The sequence below is a fragment of the Pseudanabaena biceps PCC 7429 genome (assembly GCF_000332215.1).
Lineage (GTDB): Bacteria > Cyanobacteriota > Cyanobacteriia > Pseudanabaenales > Pseudanabaenaceae > Pseudanabaena > Pseudanabaena biceps.
Window position 1 is genome coordinate 1 of record NZ_ALWB01000277.1, and the last position, 6,351, is coordinate 6,351.

The 6,351-nt window shown below is 41.4% G+C and carries 5 protein-coding genes; 3 read left to right on the forward strand and 2 right to left on the reverse strand.

Annotation, left to right across the window (positions count from 1 at the left end; all coding sequences use genetic code 11):
* On the forward strand, positions 1-195 hold a 195-nt coding region (locus PSE7429_RS27365; protein ID WP_233424406.1), incomplete at its 5' end, for a hypothetical protein.
* 985 nt (positions 196-1,180) lie between these two features.
* Here the strand turns inward: PSE7429_RS27365 and PSE7429_RS20620 are convergent.
* Both PSE7429_RS20620 and PSE7429_RS20625 read right to left on the reverse strand, forming a co-directional pair.
* A complete protein-coding gene (locus PSE7429_RS20620) occupies positions 1,181-1,624 on the reverse strand; it encodes a Crp/Fnr family transcriptional regulator (RefSeq protein WP_009629292.1) in 444 nt (147 codons plus the stop codon).
* Positions 1,625-1,627: 3 nt separating this feature from the next.
* Positions 1,628-4,741, reverse strand: coding sequence for a HEAT repeat domain-containing protein (locus PSE7429_RS20625; RefSeq protein WP_193789118.1), 3,114 nt, complete (start codon positions 4,739-4,741; stop codon positions 1,628-1,630).
* Here PSE7429_RS20625 and PSE7429_RS20630 point away from each other — a divergent pair.
* Both PSE7429_RS20630 and PSE7429_RS20635 read left to right on the forward strand, forming a co-directional pair.
* On the forward strand, positions 4,714-5,532 hold the full coding sequence (locus PSE7429_RS20630; RefSeq protein WP_009629294.1) for a PD-(D/E)XK nuclease family protein: 819 nt from the start codon (positions 4,714-4,716) through the stop codon (positions 5,530-5,532). The two genes, PSE7429_RS20625 and PSE7429_RS20630, sit on opposite strands and share 28 nt — an antisense overlap.
* Positions 5,533-5,764: 232 nt before the next feature.
* Positions 5,765-6,283 (forward strand): tetratricopeptide repeat protein, encoded by a 519-nt coding sequence (locus PSE7429_RS20635; protein ID WP_009629295.1) that lies wholly within the window; start codon positions 5,765-5,767, stop codon positions 6,281-6,283.
* The last annotated feature ends 68 nt before the right edge of the window (positions 6,284-6,351 follow it).

Sequence of the window (6,351 nt, forward strand, 5' to 3'; positions counted from 1 at the left end):
CCATGCCGAGTACTACCGTTTTTAACCACTGATACGGACTGGCAGGATGGACATGATGGACTTGATGGACTTGACTCTGACATTGCTTTAATCTGTAACAACCATCTAGATATTTTCCCTCATCCTTTCCTTTTTAGGACTACCAAGCTCTATTTTTGTTCCGTATTCTTTGGCAAGTCTTTGCGCAAACAGTAAAACCCCTATTTCTTTAAGGGTCAAGCATTCTATACCTTCCAGACTAAATTCAAATACTTGAGGTTGATATGCAAGTAAAACTTGAATTTCATCACGAATTTCGTATATAGATGATTGCTGTCTAATATCGTAAGGCATGAAATTAATGATTTTCCTGTCTTTAAAGTGAGAAGTAAACTGTTTAAATGATTATCTATATGGCTTTGCAATCTTTTTTACAATTTTTATAGATGGTTTACAGATAATCATGGTATCAAAATTATAATACTGTGTATTAGTAATATTAGCTAAAAGATATTTTGCTAAAGGATATTTTGCTAGGAGATCTTTTACTAAGAGATATTTTGCTAGGAGATATTTTATTAAACAGCATTGACCTTAATTAATAGTAAGTCCCTAAGCTTATAAACTTACATACTTAAAGGCTTTGTGAAGGAATAAATAACTAAAGATTAAAATCAGACAAAATAGATTTCAGAGCATTAGCATTTGCATTAAAAGTTAATAAGTTCCAATTTTTAAATTAACCTCTTATCACTTCTTTCTTTGAAAATCACAATAAAAATTATAATAAAAATTATAGTAACTTAATATATGCAATTCCAATAAAACTATGCCAACCACACTAACAATTGACTTATCCCAAAAACATACTTTTCTCTGAAGTTAGAAAAGCATTCTTTAAATTGGTCTGCAATATCTTCTATAACTACCATATTAAGCATAAATGATTTTGTGTCTGTAGCAAATGTACTTGACATTAGTAATTAGCTAGATGCGCTTAAATATCGCTTAGATATATAGCTATAGTCCCTTTAGTTAACGTGATTTCGGAATAATTTGAAACGAGATTTGAGAAAGGGTTTGCCAGCTTAACCTGAACTTACGCTATACCAATTCCCAAAATGGCAACGCCATTTTGAGAATCTCAAAATCTTATACCAATTCACGAAAGTGTTGGCTCACTTCAGTGAATTGGTATTAGTTATTGATTAGAAGCCTGTAACTCGTTAAGTTGTGCATTTTGGCTACGGATGCGTCGCGATAATAAGCGAATAATATTTACAGCGATATCGGGAGTCTCATCGATCGCTTCATAAAGTTGTTGTTGCGTTAGCACCAAACAATCACATCCAGCAATGGCTGTAACCGAAGCCGAACGCGGTTCGGCATCAAATAATGACATTTCCCCAAAGCAACTGCCCTTATCCAGAATTGCCAGATCTTTATCTCCAAGGTGTACCCGCACTCGTCCAGCTACGACAATATACAGCGATCGCCCTTCTTGCCCCTGAGCAAAGATCGTTTTATCCGCTGGATAGGAAACCTCATTCATAATTGACGCGAGACGAACCAAGAATTCATCACGCAATTCCTTGAAAATCGGAACTCCTCGCACCAATAACAACCGATCAATACTGGTTAACATCGCCTAAGACTCCCCATACCCATTTGGTTTGCCAATCATTCTGGCTTTTATCTCAGTATCTATATCTTTGCTCTCATGCAAATTATTACTTAGATTTAGGATGTTTTTCCCATTATTTTGAAAGTAATAGTAAATTGCTCGCGACTGGGCAAGGACTAGAGAATCCCGATCCTTTAACAATCTGGGCAACACTTTCATTAGCGATCGCGGTGAAGCCACCTGCAAATAAGCAATTACGGCTTCCCTAACAAAGCCCGTAGAATGTTCTAAACATTTCAGCATTGTTTCCGCAGTCAAACTCCACCATTGTGTACGAGCCACATGAAAACAGCAAGCTAACGTCCAGTCAGAAAGACAATAACGCAATTCTACTAGCTGTTGCAATCGGTTAATTGGGGATAGGGGCTTATAGGGATGGAGCGTAGCCAGAATATTTAACTTATCAGGAATAGAGCGATTATCAACTACTGATAGGATAATCTGCTTAACACTCAAGTCCACCGTATTATCTAAGATCTCCATGCCACGAGCCAGACTGCTCTTAGAGTCCGACAAAATATTAAAGGATGCGGCTTGAATCGCCGAGCCTGAATAAAGTAATTTCATCAACAGAAAAATTCGCTCTAGGCTATTGATCGCTTCATTTTGCAGGGAATCTAACAGTAGTCCCGTTTCGGTACAGGCAACTTTATCGATTGATAAATCTACAACTCCTGCCCAAGCCTCAGTCATTACGCCCAGTTCTTGAACGACTAGTTTCTCAATGCCACTCCGTCCCACTAGCTCTAAGATCGCTTCAATACCTTGTTCCTGCGGAATACGAATTAAAGTGCGCAGTATTTGCCGACGGTGCTTGCCCCAAGACGTTAATAGATTATTCGCAAGAACTGAGATCGATCCCTGCGAGCCAATTTCCCCAAGAATATCCCATGCATGAATGCGGACATTATCAGGACTGCGATCGCTGGTAGTTAACTCTAACAAGGGCGCGATCGCATCATCGCCAAGGGTTACTAAGGCATCATGGGCGGCTTTGCGTGTTGCTTTGTAATGCAATCCGCGAATGATCGATGGGAAATATTCGCTAGCACGGGTAGCGGCGATCGCTTTTAGCAAAGCGCAGCGTACCTCGATCGAGGGATCCTGTAATAATTGCGGTACGTAGAATCGCAATGACTGCATAAAAGCAGCTTCGGCTAAGGCACGACAGCCCAATACCCGCTCAGGCTGAGAGGGACTCGTAATCATGTGGCGCAGAGTATTCGTCGCTTCGGCAACCTGCGAAGAAGCCCCTAACCGCATCATTAAAGCGACGGCAGTCCCACGAATAATCGGATTTTGCTCTGGTCCCAAATACTTCCTCAGACCATCAATATCGCGATTCTGTTCGTCTGCTAACAATACATAACGCAAACATAAAGCCTGAACTTGAGGCGAAGCGTGATGAGACTGCATTACCTCATGGATATATGGTAGATATCGCGACTCAGGATTTTCCAACATTGCGGCAATGCTCTGAGCCTGTAAGTCTGGATTCATTTGTAACAGGATTGGCGCAAGGGACTCATTGACCGCCTGTGGCGCAATTTGTGTTAGAAGCTCGATGCAGACTGATTGCTCGGTTTGGGTCTCCGCTCTTGACATTGATTCCGATACCGCGCGGCGCAGTTCGCGAGTATCCACAGTCGATAAACTCAATTGTCCGCGCTCAACACTCTGAATCAAAAGCTCCAGATATCCACGCCTGAGCAACCAAATAATAGCGACCCAGATCATTGCTACAACAACGATTACGCCAGCAAACCAATGCGCCGAAACATCCGCTCCGATGTTATTGCGTCTGAAGATTTCACTGACAACCCAGATCAAAACCCCTGCGCCACCTGTAGCTAGAGGATCGGCAATACCTCTGACAAAGGATTGGATCTGACTTCGGAATAGATCGGGTACCGCCTGAAATAGTGTTGGGGCAGTCGCCGCCACAATCGTAAAGCGAAATAGTTCATCAAAGAATTTCAGAACGACAAATCCAGTCAATAAGCCAAACGGGGCAAACCCTGCGATCGTACCTGTGATGATAATGCCGACGGGAGGCATTAATACTGCCAAAAATACGCCAATCCTTTCAATAATCCGACTAGAACCAAAAAGCTGCAAGGCAAGCTTGAATACCCCCATAATTCCGCCAAAAATCCCCAGAAAGCTACCGATCGCTTCCTCAGTTTTGAGATGAATTTCCAGTTGGGATTGATACTGGAACTCGATCATAAAAAATAAAACTTGCGCCGCAATAAAAAATCCAAATAGGAGCCAGACATATTTGAGAATGTTACCCTTTAAGGCTCGGGTGGACATTTCTCGATCTTCTTCACTGTTATAGACCGAATTTGGAAATGCTTGTTTATAGCGGGTACTTAGATAAAAAAGTACGCAGGAACCGATAAATAACATGAGGCAAGTAGCAAGGGTCATATTTACGGCTCCACCTCCCCAAGCTACTAAAAACGGATAGGAAAACCCGCCGACAATTTCAGCAACAATAATCCCCGTACTAATTAAAGGAAAGGCTCGTTTGATTTCGCGAATATTAAATAGCTGGTTCGCGGCAATATCATTGTTAATATTACTGAGTACGTAAATGCCTTCGACCCAGAGGCGAATCCCAAACACCGCCGCCATATAAAAGAATGTGCCTTTTTGGATCAGTCCGAACCAAGCAAAGGGCAATGGCAAGGCAAGCAGACAGGATATGCCTAGCATGACCCACCGCAAAGGAAAAAGCTTTTGTAACCATGAGTAAAATACGCCAAAAGCTGTCACCACAAAAGCTGTAGCAATATATACCCAAGTTAGTTTTTCGGCTGTATAGGCTTCCAGAAATAGGGTCGAGCTAGAATACTCAAGCCACACTGCTCCAATCGATGTTGCACCATAAAATAAAAACATCAATAATGTACGTTCAGCTTCATCTGGACGCAGATTGACGATTTTTAGAAATCGGCGCATCGAAGAATTAGAGTTAGGAATGACAGGAGCATTCGGTGCATTCATCTGAGAGTATTCATAGGTGATGGCGATCGTTTGACGATATGTTACTACAAGAACGCAAATCTGCAATGACAGCTATTCCCGCTATTACTTCAATTTCACAAGGACACCTCAATACTTGGGAAACTTGTCAGCGTAAGTATCAATACAGTTTTTTGGAGGAGTTGAGTCTGCCTGATGCCGACTTGCAGCGCAAAAAAAATTTGCTATTGGGGGCAAACTTTCACTTGCTAATGCAGCAAAAAGAGTTGGGGCTAGATATATCGGCTTTAGCCAATAGCGATCCTAAGTTGCAAGCATGGCTAGATGCCTTTGAGCGCCAACCACCAGCCACGATCGCAGGCGATCGCTTTTGCGAACATCGGCGTACCTTAGAAATAAAAATCGATTTGTCGCTGCATCATAGTGAGAATAGCGATCGCGGTCAAGAGTATTTTGTCTTAACTGCTATTTACGACTTTTTGATTTTGGGCGATCGGCAAGCACAAATTCTTGATTGGAAAACCCACCAAAAAGCGATCGCGGCAGATCAGTTGCAAAGTAATTGGCAAACCCGCCTCTATCTATATCTATTAGCTAGAACTACCAACTATGCTCCCGAACAATTATCGATGACCTATTGGTTTGCGAACACAGCCGAATCAACGATCATTCCTTACTCACAGTTGGAGTATATCGGTACAGAAGCCAAATTAACCCAATTTTTGACAGAAATTAACCAAGCGCGCAGTTATCCCCAATTGCCGCTCAATAGTCCTGATTGTCAATATTGTGAATTTCGCGATCGCTGCGATCGGGGTAGTCCTGAAATTGCCATTGAGACTTACGGGATCGAGGATATTCCCGAAGTCAAAATTTAATCACAGATTATACCAAAGCTCAAAATGGCTAAGCCATTTTGAGCTTTGAAAATCCTTACTGGGTTTGGTTTTTAATTCACGAAAGTGTTGTCACACTTTCGTGAATTGGTATTAGCTCACAGAATAATCAACGATCTTTGTTAAAAATTACTTTTTAAACTCCCTAAACAAATTGCTAGAGTGCAATGATAGAAAAACTCTGTTAAAAAATGATTGAAATTAGTAAATATTTATGGATAGTACATTAGCGATCGCATACCTTGGGGCCTTAGTTGTGCTGCTAGCTGGGGTTAGCTGGTTAGTTATCCGCCAGATTTTGAAAGCACGTAGCTTAGAAAATGTCATCTCTGACCTACAGCCCAAGCTCCAAAAGGAAAAAGGTAGCCCTGAGGACTACTATCAACTCGGTAGTGTCTATTTGCGGAAAAAGCTCTATGCTCAGGCTATTACCCTATTTAACAAGGCTCTGAAAGAAGGTGGAGATAATATCCCCGAAGTTTATAATGCCCTCGGATTTTCCTACTTTTCTCAAGAGCAATATGATCTTGCCATCAAAAACTATAAAGAAGCGATCGCCCTACAAGATGGCTATGTAACGGCAATTAACAATCTCGGTCATGCCTACGAAAAGAAAAAGTTACTGCCTCAAGCGATCGAAATGTACGAGCAAGTATTGGTACTAGATACCAAAAATGAAACTGCTAATCGTCGCTTAAATTCCTTACGCAAGCAAGTTGTAACAACTGCTTAAACAAATATAAAAGCCACGAGTGGCAACGCTTTGCGCCGCCACTCAAGATCTAAAAGCTCTAAATATAG

Excerpts from the sequence above, each read along its gene's own strand:
- PSE7429_RS20620 (WP_009629292.1), bottom strand. The coding sequence starts at position 1,624 with ATGTTAACCAGTATTGATCGGTTGTTATTGGTGCGAGGAGTTCCGATT.
- PSE7429_RS20630 (WP_009629294.1), top strand. The coding sequence starts at position 4,714 with ATGTTACTACAAGAACGCAAATCTGCAATGACAGCTATTCCCGCTATT.
- PSE7429_RS20635 (WP_009629295.1), top strand. The coding sequence starts at position 5,765 with ATGGATAGTACATTAGCGATCGCATACCTTGGGGCCTTAGTTGTGCTG.